At 67.7% G+C, this 15,964-nt stretch carries 13 protein-coding genes; 10 read left to right on the top strand and 3 right to left on the bottom strand.

What is annotated here, in order from left to right:
* The first annotated feature begins 51 nt into the window (after positions 1 to 51).
* From ACE3TQ_RS11715 to ACE3TQ_RS11695, 5 genes are all read left to right on the top strand, one after another.
* Positions 52 to 426 carry a hypothetical protein gene (locus ACE3TQ_RS11715; protein ID WP_374582362.1) on the top strand — a complete coding sequence of 125 codons (375 nt, stop codon included), beginning with the start codon at positions 52 to 54 and terminating at the stop codon, positions 424 to 426.
* Between the two features lie 78 nt (positions 427 to 504).
* Positions 505 to 1,779 (top strand): TolC family protein, encoded by a 1,275-nt coding sequence (locus ACE3TQ_RS11710; protein ID WP_374582361.1) that lies wholly within the window; start codon positions 505 to 507, stop codon positions 1,777 to 1,779.
* Complete coding sequence (locus ACE3TQ_RS11705) at positions 1,776 to 3,254, top strand: efflux RND transporter periplasmic adaptor subunit (RefSeq protein WP_374582360.1); 1,479 nt, start codon at positions 1,776 to 1,778, stop codon at positions 3,252 to 3,254. Before ACE3TQ_RS11710 ends, ACE3TQ_RS11705 begins: the two co-directional genes overlap by 4 nt.
* Positions 3,251 to 6,373, top strand: coding sequence for an efflux RND transporter permease subunit (locus ACE3TQ_RS11700; RefSeq protein ID WP_374582359.1), 3,123 nt, complete (start codon positions 3,251 to 3,253; stop codon positions 6,371 to 6,373). Before ACE3TQ_RS11705 ends, ACE3TQ_RS11700 begins: the two co-directional genes overlap by 4 nt.
* Before the next feature lie 30 nt (positions 6,374 to 6,403).
* Entirely contained in the window at positions 6,404 to 6,730 is a 327-nt protein-coding gene (locus tag ACE3TQ_RS11695) for a copper-binding protein (protein ID WP_374582358.1), read from the top strand.
* A 27-nt stretch (positions 6,731 to 6,757) separates the two neighbouring features.
* On the opposite strand, the gene ACE3TQ_RS11690 is transcribed toward ACE3TQ_RS11695, so the two are convergent.
* A complete protein-coding gene (locus tag ACE3TQ_RS11690) occupies positions 6,758 to 7,279 on the bottom strand; it encodes an Lrp/AsnC family transcriptional regulator (protein WP_374582357.1) in 522 nt (173 codons plus the stop codon).
* 123 nt (positions 7,280 to 7,402) lie between these two features.
* Between ACE3TQ_RS11690 and hppD the strand changes: the two genes are divergently transcribed.
* Positions 7,403 to 8,470: a 4-hydroxyphenylpyruvate dioxygenase gene (gene hppD, locus ACE3TQ_RS11685; protein ID WP_374582356.1), complete on the top strand. Its 1,068-nt coding sequence runs from the start codon at positions 7,403 to 7,405 to the stop codon at positions 8,468 to 8,470.
* Between the two features lie 5 nt (positions 8,471 to 8,475).
* Here the strand turns inward: hppD and ACE3TQ_RS11680 are convergent, their stop codons facing one another.
* Both ACE3TQ_RS11680 and ACE3TQ_RS11675 read right to left on the bottom strand, forming a co-directional pair.
* Positions 8,476 to 8,844: a hypothetical protein gene (locus ACE3TQ_RS11680; protein WP_374582355.1), complete on the bottom strand. Its 369-nt coding sequence runs from the start codon at positions 8,842 to 8,844 to the stop codon at positions 8,476 to 8,478.
* A 93-nt stretch (positions 8,845 to 8,937) separates the two neighbouring features.
* On the bottom strand, positions 8,938 to 9,774 hold the full coding sequence (locus ACE3TQ_RS11675) for a universal stress protein (protein ID WP_374582353.1): 837 nt from the start codon (positions 9,772 to 9,774) through the stop codon (positions 8,938 to 8,940).
* 131 nt (positions 9,775 to 9,905) lie between these two features.
* On the opposite strand from ACE3TQ_RS11675, the gene ACE3TQ_RS11670 reads away from it, so the two are divergent.
* The 4 genes from ACE3TQ_RS11670 to ACE3TQ_RS11655 are packed head-to-tail and all read left to right on the top strand — an operon-like array spanning position 9,906 to position 15,889.
* Positions 9,906 to 10,232 carry a hypothetical protein gene (locus ACE3TQ_RS11670; protein ID WP_374582352.1) on the top strand — a complete coding sequence of 109 codons (327 nt, stop codon included), beginning with the start codon at positions 9,906 to 9,908 and terminating at the stop codon, positions 10,230 to 10,232.
* A 54-nt stretch (positions 10,233 to 10,286) separates the two neighbouring features.
* Entirely contained in the window at positions 10,287 to 11,504 is a 1,218-nt protein-coding gene (locus ACE3TQ_RS11665) for a TolC family protein (RefSeq protein WP_374582351.1), read from the top strand.
* On the top strand, positions 11,501 to 12,718 hold the full coding sequence (locus ACE3TQ_RS11660) for an efflux RND transporter periplasmic adaptor subunit (RefSeq protein WP_374582350.1): 1,218 nt from the start codon (positions 11,501 to 11,503) through the stop codon (positions 12,716 to 12,718). The genes ACE3TQ_RS11665 and ACE3TQ_RS11660 overlap by 4 nt, the downstream gene beginning before the upstream one ends.
* 9 nt (positions 12,719 to 12,727) lie before the next feature.
* Positions 12,728 to 15,889 carry an efflux RND transporter permease subunit gene (locus ACE3TQ_RS11655; RefSeq protein ID WP_374582349.1) on the top strand — a complete coding sequence of 1,054 codons (3,162 nt, stop codon included), beginning with the start codon at positions 12,728 to 12,730 and terminating at the stop codon, positions 15,887 to 15,889.
* The last annotated feature ends 75 nt before the right edge of the window (positions 15,890 to 15,964 follow it).

The raw sequence follows: 15,964 nt of genomic DNA, 5'->3' as shown, positions 1-15,964 counted from the left end.
CTTAAGCCGGGGTGGCTTGTGGCGGCGGCCGAACCGGGCTACCATTCGGGCATGAGACTCCGTCGTTCATCCCGCATCGTGGCCGCCATGGTGGCGCTGTTCAGCATGCTGTTCATGCAGCTTGCCGTGGCGTCCTATCGCTGTCCGGTGAACGACATTGCCGCTGCCATGGAAACGCCGTGCGAGTCCATGGACCCGAGCCAGCCCAGCCTGTGCAAGGCCAAGTCCACCGACCTGGTGGCCAAGCAGTCGCTCGACAAGCCTGCCGTGCCGCCCGTGCTGCCCTTCATTCCGTCCGACCTGGCCGGCCTGGTGCTGGCCGCCGACTGGACGCCATTGCCCGCCACGGCGGCAGCGGCACCGCCCTCGCTGGCGCGCAGCATAGCGCCGCCCATCGCCATAGAAAACTGCTGTTTCCGTCATTGACACCCCGCTTTGCCTGATGCCGCATCGCGCCTGCCCATGCCGGCACGCGTGCTGTTTCCCTAGCAATCCGGAGGTACCATGTTTCCCCCAAACTCCTGGCGGCGCAAAGCGCTCGCCTGTGCGCTGGCGCTGGCCGGCGGCCTGGCCATGGCCGCGCCGCTTGCCCCGCAAGCGCTGACGCTGCCCGATGCGGTGCAGCGCGCCGTTGAACGTTCGCGCCAGCTGGCCGCGCAATCCCACGCCGGCGACGCCGCCCGCGCCATGGCGGTGGCGGCGGCCCAATTGCCCGACCCGGTCCTGAAGGCCGGCATCGACAACCTTCCCGTCAGCGGCGCGGAGCGCTACCGCATCGGCGCCGACTCCATGACCATGCGCCGCATCGGCGTGATGCAGGAATTGACCAGCAGCGACAAGCGGCGCTGGCGCGCCGTGCGCTTTGAGCGCGAGGCGGAGCGCAGCCGCGCGGCCGCCGACGCCCTGGCGGCGGACATCCAGCGCGACACCGCCATCGCCTGGCTGGACCGCTTCTACCTGGAACGCATGGCGGCAGTGCTGGCCGCGCAGGCCGCGGTGGCGCGCGATGAAATCGCCGCCCTGGAAGCGGCCTACCGTGGCGGCCGCGCCAGCCAGGCGGCGTGGCTCGATGCGCAGGCGGCCTGGCTGGCGCTGCAGGACCGGGCCAGCGAACTTGGCCTGCAAAGCCGCAATGCCGGCATCGCGCTGGAGCGCTGGACCGGGTTGCCGGCCGCGATCGCGCTGGCCGGGACGCCCGATACCGCCGCCATCGGCATCGACGCGGCCGCACTGGAAGCGCTGCTTGAACACCATCCGCAGGTGGCGCTGCTGACGCGCCAGGCCGAGCTGGCGCAGGCGGAAGCCGGCCTGGCGCGCGCCAACCGCAGCAGCGACTGGAGTGTGGAAGTGGCGCTGCAGCAGCGCGGCCCCGGTTATCCGGGCATGGTGTCATTCGGGCTTTCGGTGCCGCTGCAGTGGGACCGCGCGCGGCGCCAGGAGCGCGAACTGGGCGCCCGTCTGGCAGCCGCCGACCAGGCCCTGGCCGAACGCGACGAAGCCTTGCGCGCGCACGTGGCCGAAGTGCGCGCGCAGCTGGCGGAATGGCAGGCGGGCCGCGAGCGCATTGCCCGCTACGAGAAGGAAGTGCTGCCCCTGGCGGCCCAGCGCACGGCGGCGCAGCTGGCAGCCTACCGTGGCGGCAAGGCGGCCCTGGCCGATGTGCTGGCCGCGCGCCGCGCGGAAAGCGAGATGCAGCTGCAGGCCTTGCAGCTGCAGCGCGAGCATGCCCGCGCCTGGGCGCGCCTGAACTATATCCAGCCGGTGAAGGAGCATCCATGAAGAAGAATGCAGCGATTGCCGCCGTCGCGGCGGCGGCCGCGCTGGCCGCGCTGGCGGGGTATGGCGGCTACCAGGCCGGCCTGCGCCACGGCGCGGCGCCGGCGCCAGCCACGCGGGATGCGCGCCAGCCCCTTTACTGGCACGACCCCATGGTGCCGGGCCAGCGCTTCGACAAACCGGGCAAGTCGCCATACATGGATATGCAGCTGGTGCCGGTCTACGCCGAGGAGGGCGCCGACAGCGGCACGGTGCGGATCAGCCCGCGCGTCCAGCAAAACCTTGGCGTGCGCACCGCCGTGGTGGCCAGCGCTCCTTTGCAGCTGGCACTGACGGCGGTCGGCAACGTCGCCTTCAACGAGGCCGATGTGGCCGTGGTGCAGGCACGCGCCAGCGGCTTTGTGGAGCGGGTGCTGGTGCGCACCACGCTGGAACCGGTGCGGCGCGGACAGCCGCTGGCGGAAGTCACCATGCCGGACTGGGTGGCGGCGCAGGAGGAATTCCTGGCCGTGCGGCGCATGCCGGGCGCCGGCGGCGGCTTGCTGGAGGCGGCGCGCCAGCGCATGCTGTTGGCCGGCATGAGCGAGCAGCAGGTGCGCCAGGTGGAAAGCGGCGGCCGCGTGCTGGCGCGCCAGGTGCTGCTGGCGCCGGCCGGCGGAGTGGTGACCGAGCTGGCGGCGCGCGAAGGCATGGCCGTAGCGGCGGGCACGCCGCTGTACCGCATCAATGGCCTGGATACGGTGTGGGTCATGGCGGAGTTGCCGGAAAACCTGGCGCCGCAGGTGGCGCCGGGCAATACCGTGCTGGCGCGCGCCGCGGCGCTGCCCGGGCTGGAGCTGCACGGCAAGGTGGCCGCCATCCTGCCGCAGGTGGACAGCGCCACGCGCACCGTGCGGGCTCGCATCGAGCTGGCCAATCCGGGGCGGCGCCTGGCGCCGGGCATGTTCGTCAACCTGTCGTTCGCCGCGCCGCAGCGCGCGCCGGCTTTGCTGGTGCCGTCGGAAGCGGTGATCCGTACCGGCACGCGCAGCGTGGTGATGCTGGAGCAGGAGCCGGGCAAATTCGTGCCGGTGCAGGTGGAGCTGGGCCAGGAAGCGGGCGGCCAGGTGGAGGTGCGCTCCGGCCTGCAGCCCGGGCAGAAGGTGGCCGTGTCCGGCCAGTTCCTGCTCGATTCGGAGGCCAGCCTGAAAGCCAGCGGCCAGCGCCTGGAAGGCGCGGCAGCCGCCGTGCACCGCGGCGAAGGCGTGGTGGAGGCCCTCGGGAAGGACGACATCACGCTGTCGCACGGGCCGATCGCCAGCATCAAATGGCCGGCCATGACCATGGCCTTCGGCCTGCCGCCCGGCGGACTGCCGGCCGGCGTCACGGCCGGTACGCGCGTTTCGTTTGAGTTTGTGCAGCAGGGCGAGGGCGAGTTCCGGCTCACGTCCATCGCCGTTGCGGGGGCAGCGCCGAAGCAGCATGGAGGCCATCCATGATCGCCCGGCTGATCCTGTGGTCCATCCGCAACCGTTTCCTAGTGCTGCTGGCATCCATCCTGCTGGCGGGGTGGGGCGCGTGGGCCTTGCTGCGCACGCCGCTGGACGCGATCCCCGACCTGTCCGACGTGCAGGTGATCATCCGCACCAGCTATCCCGGCCAGGCGCCGCAGATCGTGGAAAACCAGGTCACCTATCCGCTCACCACGCAGATGCTGTCGGTGCCCGGCGCGCGCACGGTGCGCGGCTACTCCTTCTTCGGCGACTCCTTCGTCTACGTACTGTTCGAGGACGGCACCGACCCTTACTGGGCCCGTTCGCGCGTGCTGGAATACCTGAACCAGGTGCAGTCACGCCTGCCGGCGCAAGCGCGCGCCGCGCTCGGTCCGGACGCCACCGGCGTCGGCTGGGTGTTCGAGTACGCGCTGGTGGACCGCAGCGGCAGGCACGACCTGGCGCAGCTGCGTGCGCTGCAGGACTGGTTCCTGAAGTACGAGCTGAAGGCGGTGCCCAACGTGGCCGAGGTGGCCAGCCTGGGCGGCATGGTCAGGCAGTACCAGGTGCTGCTCGACCCGGCCCGCCTGCGCGCCTACGGCATCACGCACGGCAAGGCCATCGACGCCATCCGGCGCGCCAACCAGGAAGCGGGCGGCTCGGTGCTGGAGCTGGCGGAAGCCGAATACATGGTGCGCGCTTCCGGCTACCTGCGCACACTGGAGGACTTCCGCCAGATCCCGCTGGCGGCCAGCGCTGGCGGTGTGGCGGTCAGGCTGGGCGACGTCGCCACCATCCAGCTCGGACCGGAAATGCGGCGCGGCATCGCGGACCTGGACGGCGAGGGCGAAGTGGCCGGCGGCGTGATCGTCATGCGCTCCGGGAAGAACGCGCTGCAGACCATCGATGCGGTGAAGGCGCGCCTGGCGGCCCTGAAAGCCAGCCTGCCGCGCGGCGTGGAGATCGTGCCAGTGTACGACCGCTCCCAGCTGATCCGCCGCGCCGTCGGCAACCTGGAGCGGAAGCTGGTGGAGGAATTCGTGGTGGTGGCGGTGGTCTGCGCCATTTTCCTGTTTCACCTGCGCTCGGCCCTGGTGGCGATCGTCTCGCTGCCGCTCGGCATACTGGCCGCCTACCTGGTCATGCACTACCAGGGCGTCAACGCCAACATCATGTCGCTGGGTGGGATCGCGATTGCCATCGGCGCCATGGTCGATGCGGCGGTGGTGATGATCGAGAACGCGCACAAGCATATCGAAGCGTGGCGCCACGCGCATCCCGGACAGGCGCTGGAGGGCGGGGAGCACTGGCAGGTGATCGGCAAGGCCGCCGCCGAAGTCGGGCCGGCGCTGTTCTTTTCGCTGCTGATCATTGTGCTGTCCTTCATCCCGGTGTTCACGCTGGAAGCGCAGGAAGGGCGCCTGTTTGCGCCGCTGGCCTTCACAAAGACCTATGCCATGGCAGCGGCGGCAGCCCTGTCCGTGACGCTGGTGCCGGTGCTGATGGGCTACATGATCCGCGGCCGCATTCCCGACGAAGCCGCCAATCCGCTCAACCGCTGGCTGGTGGCGCTGTACCGGCCCTTGCTGGAGCGTGTGCTGCGCTGGCCGCGCGCCACGCTGCTGCTGGCCGCCGTGGTGGCGCTGCTCTCGCTCTGGCCGCTGTCACGGCTGGGCGGCGAGTTCATGCCGCCGCTGGACGAGGGCGACCTGCTGTATATGCCGTCCGCCTTGCCCGGCCTGGGCGCCGGCAAGGTGCAGCAGCTGCTGCAGCAGACCGACCGCCTGATCAAGTCGGTGCCGGAAGTGCAGAGCGTGTTCGGCAAAGCCGGCCGCGCCGAATCCGCCACCGACCCGGCGCCGCTGGAAATGTTCGAGACCACCATCCAGTTCAAGCCGCGCGCGCAGTGGCGGCCCGGCATGACGCCGGACAAGCTGGTGGCGGAGCTGGACCGCGTGGTGCAGGTGCCGGGGCTGGCCAACATCTGGGTGCCACCGATCCGCAACCGCATCGACATGTTGGCCACCGGCATCAAGAGCCCGGTCGGCATCAAGGTGGCCGGCGCCAGCCTGCAGGAAATCGACCGCATTGCCGGCGAGATCGAGCGCGCGGTAAGGCCGGTGGCCGGCGTCTCGTCGGCGCTGGCCGAGCGCCTGAACGGCGGGCGCTATATCGACGTGGAGATCGACCGCGCTGCGGCCGGCCGCTACGGGCTGAATATCGACGAAGTGCAAAGCTTCATTGCCAGCGCGGTGGGCGGCGACAACGTGGGCGAAACCGTGGAAGGCCTGCAGCGCTTCCCGATCAATGTGCGCTACCCGCGCGAGCTGCGCGACTCGCTGGAAAGCCTGCGCACCCTGCCGCTGCTGACCGAGCGCGGCGCGCAGCTGCGGCTGGGCGATGTGGCGACCGTGCGCATCAGCGACGGGCCGCCCATGCTGCGCAGCGAAAACGCGCGCCTGTCCGGCTGGGTTTATGTCGACATCCACGGCCGCGACCTGCGTTCGGCGGTGCGGGAAATGCAGCAGGCGGTGGCGGCCAAGGTCACGCTGCCGGCCGGCTACGCCGTGTCCTGGTCGGGCCAGTTTGAATACCTGGAGCGGGCAACGGCGCGCCTGCAGGTGGTGGTGCCTGCTACGCTGCTGATCATCTTCGTGCTGCTCTACCTGACCTTCCGCCGCGCCGACGAGGCGGCCCTGATCATGGCCACCTTGCCCTTCGCCCTGGCGGGCGGCGTCTGGCTGCTGTGGGCCCTGGGCCACAACCTGTCGGTGGCAACCGGTGTCGGCTTCATCGCCCTGGCCGGGGTGGCGGCGGAATTCGGCGTCATCATGCTGCTCTACCTGAAGCACGCATGGGAAGCGCGCCAGGCGGCCGGGCAGGGCGGCGAGGCGGCCCTGCTGGAGGCGATCCGCGAAGGCGCCGTGCTGCGGGTGCGCCCGAAGGCCATGACGGTGACCGTGATCGTGGCCGGCCTGGTGCCGATCATGTGGGGCGCGGGCACCGGTTCGGAAATCATGCAGCGCATTGCTGCACCGATGGTGGGGGGAATGCTGTCGGCGCCCCTGCTGTCGCTGTTCGTCGTGCCGGCGGCGTATTTGATCATTCGGCGCCGCACGGTGTAAGCTGCGCCTGTACTTTTATTTGGAGACCTTATGAAAGCAATTCTTGCAACCCTGCTGGCGGCATCCTGCCTGGCCGCCGCGCCGGCGATGGCGCAGCATAGCGGCCACGATGCGCACGGCCAGCCTGCGGCCAGCGCGGCCAGCGACACCACCGACGGCGAAATCAAGAAAGTAGATAAGCCAAGCGGCAAGCTGACCATCAAGCACGGCGAACTGAAAAACCTGGGCATGGGCGCCATGACGATGGTGTTCAAGGTCAAAGACGCGGCCCTGCTGGACAAGGTGCAGGCTGGCGACAAGGTGCGCTTCACCGTGGATAAGACGATGACGGTCACCGCCATCGAAGCCGCCAAGTAAGCCGGCAAGTAAGCCGCCAAGTAAGCCTCAAGCCGTGCGGGCGAACTCGATGCGCTGTTTGCGCGGGTTCGGCCGCACGATATGCTCCAGCGGCAGCACGGTCGACTGCTTGATCTTCTTCAGCGCGATATTCGACTTCACATTCACCACGCCGGGCAGGAGCAGCAGCTCCTTCATCATCAGGTCCGCAAACGAGGCCAGGTCGTGCGACACCACGCGCGCCACATAGTCCGCCTCGCCCGTCACCGAAAAACACTCCATCACTTCCGGCACGTCGCGGATCGCCTGCTCGAACGCATCGCCGCGCTTTTCGCCGTGGCGGTCGAGCGTGATGTGGACGAAGGCCATCACATCCAGCCCCACCGTGCCCGGCTCCAGCACCGCTGCGTAGTGGTCGATAATGCCCGCTTCGCGCAGGCGCTGCACGCGGCGGCCGACCTGCGACACCGACAGGTGCAGGATGTCGGCCAGGGCGGCGTTGGTGGCTTCCCCGTTGCGCTGCAGTTCGTTGAGCAGCGAAAGGTCGTGGCGGTCGACGGTAATCATCATGAAATCCCTGTGTTATGCGCAAAATGCGCAAGATCGGCCTATGAAATAGCGCATTATGCGCAAAATATCCAGAATCGGTGCGTAGTATATCCGGTATCCATTTCATTTCCGGAGACAGCAAAAATGACCGAATCTTTGTGGGACAACCCCATGGGCACCGACGGCTTCGAATTCATCGAGTACGCCGCACCTGATCCAGTCGCCATGGGCAAGAAATTTGAAGCGATGGGCTTCACCGCCATCGCCCGCCACCGCAGCAAGGACGTGACCCTGTACCGCCAGGGCGAAATCAACTTCCTGCTGAACGCCGAGCGCGACTCCTTCGCCCAGCGCTTCGCCGAGCTGCACGGCCCGTCCGTGTGCGCCATCGCCTTCCGCGTGAAAGACGCCGCCTACGCCTACAAGCGCGCGCTGAAACTGGGCGCCTGGGGCTATGAGAGCAAGGTCGGCCCGATGGAGCTGAACCTGCCGGCCATCAAAGGCATCGGCGACTCGCTGATCTACTTCGTCGACCGCTGGAGCGGCAGCAGCGCCATCAGCATCTACGATGTGGACTTCGAGCCGATTCCAGGCGTGGACCAGAACCCGAAAGGCCACGGCCTGACCTACATCGACCACCTGACGCACAATGTGCACCGTGGCCGCATGGGCGAGTGGGCCGAGTTCTACGAGCGCCTGTTCAACTTCCGCGAAGTGCGCTACTTCGACATCGAAGGCCAGGTCACCGGCGTCAAGTCGAAAGCCATGACCAGCCCTTGCGGCAAGCTGCGCATCCCGATCAATGAGGAAGGCACCGACCGCGCCGGCCAGATCCAGGAATACCTGGACGCCTACCGCGGCGAAGGCATCCAGCACATCGCAATGGGCAGCGACGACCTGTTTTCGACCGTGGACAAGCTGCGCGCATCGGGCGTGAAGCTGCTCGACACCATCGACACTTATTACGAGCTGGTGGACCGCCGCATCCCTGGCCACGGCGAATCGGTGCAGGCGCTGCGCGACCGCAAGATCCTGATCGACGGCAAACCGGGCGACCTGCTGCTGCAGATCTTCTCCGAAAACCAGCTGGGCCCAGTGTTCTTCGAGTTCATCCAGCGCAAGGGCAACCAGGGCTTCGGCGAGGGCAACTTCAAGGCGCTGTTCGAGTCGATTGAACTGGACCAGATGCGCCGTGGCGTGCTGACTGCCTAAGACCGTCAGAACGGGCCGGCCATCCGGGCCATCATGCCCAGGATGGCCGTGCCGTAAGTCAGCGTGATGCCGATCAGCCAGCGGTTCATTTTCGCCTGCTCGCGGCGCAGCTCTTCGATGCTTTGCCGTAGCTCGGCAAAGCCGCGATCCGTGTGGTCCCTTAACTCCGCCAGCGCCCGGTTGTTGTCGGCGCGCAGCTCAGCCAGGCCACGGTCGGTATGGTCGCGCAGCTCAGCCAAGCCGCGGTCGGAATGTTCCCGCAGCTTCTCGAGCCCCTCATGCAGGCGCGTCAGCTCATGGTGCGTGAGCCGGAACAGTTCATCGTGTGCTTCCACTTTCGCCTCAAGACTTGCAATATGTTCTCCGTGATCCATGGTCGCCTCCGCGTGGTTGCAACTACTGTGCAGCAGCACGCAGAGAGCCGTTTTGATATTGGACAGGTCGGATGCGCGAAAGTTCCCGAAGATTTAGTGGGCCATCAGTACCGGCAGTGGTGACGTTGCCAGGACGGTACGGGTGGCGCCGCCCAGCATCATTTCGCGGAAGCGGCTGTGGCCATAGGCCCCCATCACCAGCAAGTCGGTTTCCAGTTCCTGGCCCAGCGCGATGATGGCCGCGCCAGGGTCGGCCGCCTCCGGCCGGCGCAGCACCTCGACCCGCACGCCATGGCGCGCCAGGTAGAGCGCGATGTCGGCACCCGGCTCCTCGCCCAGCACATCGGCGCTGCCGCCGAGGATGGCCAGCGTTACGCGCTCGGCGCTGCGCAGCAAGGGCAGGGCGGCGCTGACTGCTTTCGCCGCTTCCACGCTGCCGTTCCAGGCCACCAGCACGCGCTTGCCGATGGTGGGGAAGCGCCCTTCGCTCGGCACCAGGAGCACCGGACGGCCGCAATTCAGCACCACATAGTCGGGCAGGTCCGGCAGCAGGTTGCCTTCACCGCTGTCGCTCGGCCGCACCTGGCCCAGCACCACCAGGTCCGCATAGCGCGCCTGCAGGCACAGACCGGAATACTCCTCATCATTGCTGCTGCGGACCTCGCGCGAGGTAACGCCGTGGCGTTCCGCCAGCGTGTCGAAGCGGGCCAGGTCCTCCTGCACGCGTTGTTTGGCGCGCTGGAGATAATCAGCCATGAACAGGCCGCTGCCCTCGTAAGGCCGGCCCGCCAGCATGGTGCGCGGCATGCCTGTCATGGCGGCGCCGACAAGGTGCGCTTCCTCGCGCACGGCCAGGGCAGCCGCCAGGGCGATGCGCGCTTCAAGGTTGGCGGCGCGGTCGACATGGACCACGATAGTCCGGTAAGTCATGGTTTCCTCCTGCGTTGATGTTGGCACCAGTCTGCGCCAGGGGACGGCGGCCGATCCATGACCTGGATCAAGCGCGCCCGGATTGCCAGGCTTGCGCCGGATCGCGCACAGCTTGCTATAATTGTCGCGCTATGAATATCCGGCGCTTCCTTGTCATCCTGCTGCTCATGCTGCTTCCGGTCCAGGTCACCCTGGCGGCGGCCGATAGCTGCTGCCTGGCTGCCAAGGTGACGCAGGCCGCCGAACATGCCGTGGCAGCCGACGCCGACGCCGACGCAGGCGACGATGCTTCCTGCTGCACCAGCTGCGACTTCTGCCACCACTCGCATGCACCGTTTGTCGCGGTGCTGGACGAAGCCAGCCCGCAAGCCACCTCGATCGCCCCGGCGCAGCCGCCGGAGCCGACGATCCATTCCTTCATTCCGGACCTCCCTCCGCGTCCCAACTGGCTCCTGTGATTGATCCGGCTGCCGTGTGCAGCCGTTCCGTTTCAATCATCAAGGAGCAATATCGTGAAAAGAATTTGCATGCCCTTGCTGGCGGCCGTCTGCCTGGCCCCCGCATGGGCGCAACCACCCATGTCCCTGGCCGACGCGTTGCTCAAGGCGCGCCAGGGCAACCCTGAACTGAAAGCGCTGGAGCTGGAAGCCGGCGCCGTCGACGCGGCCGGGCGCCAGGCCGCGCTGCTGCCCAACCCTTCGCTGGAATACGTGCGAGAAGGCCGCGCCAGTGAAGGTGGCGCGTCCACGGTGCAGCTGGCAATCCCGCTGGAACTGGGCGGCAAGCGCGCCGCCCGCATGGAAGCTGCCCGCATCGGCAGCCGCGCCGCTGCGCTGGAACTGGCCGCCGGCCGCGCGCGCATCGAAGCCGACGTCGCCGCCGCCTTCCACGCCGCCTACCTGGCGCAAGAGCATGTGGCGCTGGCGGCGCAAGTGAGCGAAAGCGGGCGCCGTTCCAGCGATGCGGCGGCGCGCCGCGTCCAGGCCGGCAAGGTCTCGCCGGTGGAAGAGGCCAGGGCGCGCGTGGCGGAAGCCAACTGGCGCATCGAAGGCGTGGCCGCGCAGAAGGAGCTGGAGGAAGCGCGCAGCCAGCTGGCCAGCCTGCTTGGCAGCGAAGTGCGCGAGATCGGCCCGCTGGCCGCGCCCGGCGCACCGGAAGCCTCGGCGCTGCAGCTGGAAGCGCTGCTCGACGCCGCCCCCGCCATCGGCCGCGCCGCCGTCGAAGTGGAAGCCGGCAATGCCGCGCTGAAGCTGGAGCGCGCGCAGCGCGTGCCCGACGTGTCGCTGATCGTCGGCACCAAGCGCGAAGGCCCGGAGCGCGAACGGGTGCGGCAGAACATCGTCGGCATCTCCATGCCGCTGCCGCTTTTCAACCGCAACCAGGGCGCCATCCTGGCCGCCGAACGGCGCGCCGACAAAGCCCGCGCCGAGCTGGAAGCCACGCGCCTGCGCGTGCGCGCCGAAGTGCAGCAGGCGCACGCGCGCATGCAGGCCGCGCTGCAGCAGGAGCGCCTGGTGCGCGAAGACGTGCTGCCCGGCGCCCGCTATGCCGCCGAAGCCGCCCTGAAAGGCTTTGAAGCGGGCAAATTCAACTACGTGGAAGTGCTGGACGCCCAGCGCACCCTGGTGCAGGCGCAAGCCCAGCACCTGCGCGTGCTGTCCGACTTCTACCGCGCCAAGGCCGATCTTTCGCGCCTGGTTGGCAAGCCGGATACCAAGGAAATGAAATGAACAAGCGTCAAAAGACTACCATCGCGGCCATGGTGGCCGCGGCCGCCCTGTTCGCCGGCGGAGTGCTGGGCTGGGACCGTATTGGCGGTACCGGCGGCAAGGCAGGCGAAGCCCACGGCGAGGAACATGGAAAAGAGCACGGCAAAGAGCAGGGCAAGGAGCATGGCGCCGCCGGCGTCCACTCAGAAGCGATCCCGTTCACCGATGCGCAGATCGCCGCCGCCGACATCCAGCTGCGCACCGCCGGCGCCGCCCGCCTGGAAACGTTTGTCCGCCTGCCGGGTGAAGTCAAGCTGAACGAAGACCGCACCGCCCACGTCACCCCGCGCGTGGACGGCATCGTGCAGGAAGTGCAGGCCAACCTGGGCCAGCAAGTGCGCAAAGGCGAGCTGCTGGCCGTGGTCGCCAGCGCCGATGTCTCCGAACAGCGCAGCAGCCTGGCCGCCGCCGAAAAGCGCGCCGCACTGGCACGCGCGGTCTACGAGTCCGAGAAAAAGCTGTGGGAAGACAAAGTCTCCGCCCGCCAGGACTACCTGAAAGCCGAACAGGAATGGCAGGAAGCCGCCATCGCCGTGCAGAACGCCCGCCAGAAGCTGGTAGCGCTGGGCGCCACCGGATCGGGCCGCGGCCCCTTCAACCGGCTGGAAATCCGCGCCCCGTTCGACGGCCTGATCGTCGACAAGCACATCGCCGTCGGCGAAGCGGTCGGCGCCGAGACCAAGGTGTTCACCGTCTCCGACCTGCGCCAGGTCTGGGCCGAAGTCGTGGTGCCCGCCAAGGACCTCGACATCGTGCGGGTCGACACCGAAGCCGTGCTGCACTCGGCCGCCTCCGATGCCGCCGTCAAAGGCAAAGTCAGTTTCGTCAGCGCCCTGATCGGCGAGCAAACCCGCGCCGCGCGCGCCCGCGTGGTGCTGGACAACCCCAAGCTGGCCTGGCGCCCCGGCCTGTTCGTCGACGTCGACATCGTCACCGGCTCGGCCGAAGTGCCGGTCGCCGTGGAAAAGGAAGCGCTGCAAGTGCTGAACGGCACCCAGGTCGTGTTCCAGCGCGTCAAAGACGGCTTCCAGCCGATGCCGGTCACGGTCGGCCGTTCCGACGGCAAGCTGGTGGAGATCACCTCCGGCCTGCGCAAAGACGCCCAATACGCCGCCGCCCACAGCTTCACCATCAAGGCGGAGCAGGGCAAAGGCGCCGCCGCGCATGAAGACTGAGGAGCGCGCATGCTGAGCAAAATCATCCAGGCCTGCATAGGCCACCGCTGGCTCGTCATGTTCGCCGTCGCCGCCATGGCCGTGCTGGGCGCCGTCAGCTACAAGAAGCTGCCGATCGACGCCGTACCCGACATCACCAACGTCCAGGTGCAGATCAACACCGCCGCCCCCGGCTACTCGCCGCTGGAAGTAGAGCAGCGCATCACCTTCCCGATCGAATCGCTGATGGCCGGCCTGCCCAAGCTGGAGCAAACGCGCTCCCTGTCGCGCTACGGCCTGTCGCAGATCACCGTCGTCTTCAAGGACGGCACCGACATCCACTTCGCACGCCAGCTGGTCAGCCAGCGCATCCAGGACGCGCGCGGCCAGCTGCCGCCCGGCCTGACGCCGACCATGAGCCCCATCGCCACCGGCCTGTCCGAGATTTACCTGTGGACGGTGGACGCCAAGCCCGACGCCCGCAAACCGGACGGCACACCCTACACCCCGACCGACCTGCGCGAGATCCAGGACTGGATCATCAAACCGCAGCTGCGCAACGTACCCGGCGTCACCGAGATCAACTCGATCGGCGGCTACGACAAGGAATACCTGGTCGCCCCCACGCCCGCCAAGCTGGCATCATACGGCCTGAATTTGTCCGACGTGGTAGGCGCGCTGGAACGCAACAACGGCAACGTCGGCGCCGGCTATATCGAGAAAGAAGGCGAACAGTACCTGCTGCGCGCCCCCGGCCAAGTGAAATCGGTGGCCGACATCGGCAATATCGTGGTCGCCACGATCGACGGCGTCGCCGTGCGCATCACCGACGTCGCCACGGTCGGCATCGGCGCCGAACTGCGCACCGGCGCCGCCACCCGCAACGGCCGCGAAGTCGTGCTGGGCACCGTCTTCATGCTGATCGGCGAGAACAGCCGCGCCGTCGCGCAAGCGGTCGACGCCAAGATGGTCGAGATCAACCGCAGCCTGCCGCCCGGCGTCAGCGCCACGCCGGTCTACAACCGCACCGTGCTGGTGGAAAAAGCCATCGACACCGTCAAGCGCAACCTGCTGGAAGGCGCCGTGCTCGTGATCGGCGTGCTGTTCCTCTTCCTCGGCAACCTGCGCGCCGCCCTGATCACCGCCATGGTGATCCCGCTCTCGATGCTGTTCACCTTCACCGGCATGGTCGCCAACAACGTCAGCGCCAACCTGCTCAGCCTGGGCGCGCTCGACTTCGGCATCATCGTCGACGGCGCCGTAGTGATCGTCGAGAACTGCGTACGGCGCCTGGCGCACGCCCAGCAACTGGCCGGCCGCCCGCTCACGCGCCAGGAACGCTTCGCCGAAGTCTTCGCCGCCGCCCACGAAGCGCGCAGGCCGCTGCTGTTCGGGCAACTGATCATCATGATCGTCTACCTGCCGATCTTCGTCCTGTCCGGCATCGAAGGCAAGATGTTCCACCCCATGGCCTTCACCGTGGTGGCAGCCCTGCTGGGCGCCATGCTGCTCTCGATCACCTTCGTCCCCGCCGCCGTCGCCCTGTTCATGACCGGCACCGTACGCGAAGGGGAAGGGCGCCTGATGCACGCCATCAAACAGCGCTACGCCGCCTGCCTCGACTACGTCATGGCCAACCGACCGGTGGTGTTCACCGCCGCCGGCCTGGTGCTCGCGCTGTCCGCACTGCTCGCCACCCGCCTCGGCACAGAGTTCGTACCCAACCTGAACGAAGGCGACTTCGCCGTGCTGACCGTACGCATCCCCGGCACCGGCTTAGCGCAATCGGTGCAGATGCAGCAGCAGATCGAAAAGACCCTGCTCGCCAAATTCCCCGAAATCGCCACCGTCTTCGCCCGCACCGGCACCGCCGAAATCGCCTCCGACCCCATGCCGCCCAGCATATCGGACGGCTACATCATGCTGAAAGCGGAGAAGGACTGGCCCAAGCCCAGGCGCAGCCGCGAGCAGCTGCTGGCCGCCATCCGCACCACGCTGGAACAGCTGCCCGGCAACAGCTACGAATTCAGCCAGCCGATCCAGCTGCGCGTGAACGAGCTGATATCCGGCGTGCGCAGCGACGTCGCCGTGAAGGTGTTCGGCGACGACCTCGAGGTGCTGGACGCCAAAGCCGCCGAGATAGGCGCCATCCTGGAAAAGATCCCCGGCGCCAGCGGCGTCAAGGTCGAGCAGACCACAGGCCTGCCGATGCTGCAGATCCAGGTCGACCGCGAACGCGCCGCCCGCCTGGGCCTTAACATCGCCGAAGTGCAGGAACTGATCGCCACCGCCACCGCCGGGCGCGAAGCAGGCGCCATGTTCGAAGGCGACCGCCGCTTCGACATCGTGGTGCGGTTGCCGGAAGCGCTGCGCTCCGACATCGAACTGCTCAAGCGCCTGCCGGTGCCGCTGCCCAAGCGCGAAGGTGCGCGGCCCAGTTTCGTCACGCTCGCCGAAATCGCCAGTTTCGACACCACGCCCGGCCCCAACCAGTTAAGCCGCGAACAAGGCAAACGGCGCGTGGTGGTCACGGTCAACATGCAGGACCGCGACATCGGCTCCTTCGTCGCCGAAGCGCAGCAAGCCATTTTGAAAGGCGTAAAACTGCCGGCCGGCTACTGGCTGGCCTGGGGTGGACAGTTCGAAAACCTGCAGAATGCCGCGCAGCGGCTGAAGGTCGTGGTGCCCGCATCGCTTGCGCTGGTGTTCGCGCTGCTGTTCCTGATGTTCAACAACGCCAAGGATGGCGCGCTGGTCTTCACCGGCATCCCCTTCGCCTTGACGGGCGGGATATTCGCCTTGTGGCTGCGCGACATACCGATGTCGATCTCGGCAGCGGTAGGCTTCATCGCGCTATCCGGCGTGGCTGTGCTGAACGGGCTGGTGATGATCTCCTTCATCCGCAGCCTGCGCGAGCAGGGAATGTCGCTGGCAGACGCCGTGCGCAACGGCGCCCTGGTGCGCCTGCGCCCGGTGCTGATGACAGCGCTGGTCGCCTCACTCGGCTTCGTCCCGATGGCGATTGCCACCGGCACCGGCGCCGAAGTGCAGCGCCCGCTGGCGACGGTCGTGATCGGCGGCGTCCTCTCCTCCACCGCCCTGACCCTGCTGCTATTGCCGCTGCTCTACCAGCTCGCATACGCCAAAACCGGTGCCAGGTCTGTCATTCGGACAGCCGACGCACACCTTTGACCTGCCTCAAACCAGGGCGATAAAAACCCTGGTAGCAGCTAGGCTCAAAAAAGAAAGTCCGCATCTAGCGGACTT

The sequence above is a fragment of the Pseudoduganella sp. genome, assembly GCF_041914865.1.
Lineage (GTDB): Bacteria > Pseudomonadota > Gammaproteobacteria > Burkholderiales > Burkholderiaceae_D > Rugamonas.
This window is presented reverse-complemented; position numbering and strand designations above follow the sequence as displayed.